The 351-nt window shown below is 68.4% G+C and carries 1 pseudogene; it reads left to right on the forward strand.

From position 1 onward, the window contains the following. Window positions 1-351, forward strand: a pseudogene (locus tag AAHM40_RS27070) (flavin-dependent monooxygenase); the annotation flags it as partial.

A 351-nucleotide genomic window follows, 5' to 3' on the forward strand; every position in this document is an offset into this window, starting at 1 on the left:
CTGGCGCTGTTCGACGACCGCGCCGCGCAGGAGGTCTGGGGCCAGGATTCGAGCGTGCTGATTTCCTCCTCCTACATGCCGGTGGGCAAGGTCACCCGCGTCGACGGCGGCTTCCGCCTCAGCGGCCGCTGGGGCTTCTCCTCCGGCAGCAAGCACTGCCAGTGGGCCTTCCTCGGTGCCATGGTGCCGCCGGAGAAGGACGGCGAGGCCCCGGACTACCGCACCTTCCTGGTGCCGCGTCACGATTACAGCATCCTCGACAACTGGGACGTGATGGGCCTGGAGGCCACCGGCTCCCACGACGTGCTGGTGGAAGACGTGTTCGTCCCCGAATACCGCACCCACCGCTCC

Source organism: Pseudomonas sp. OTU5201 (genome assembly GCF_038440135.1).
Lineage (GTDB): Bacteria > Pseudomonadota > Gammaproteobacteria > Pseudomonadales > Pseudomonadaceae > Metapseudomonas > Metapseudomonas resinovorans.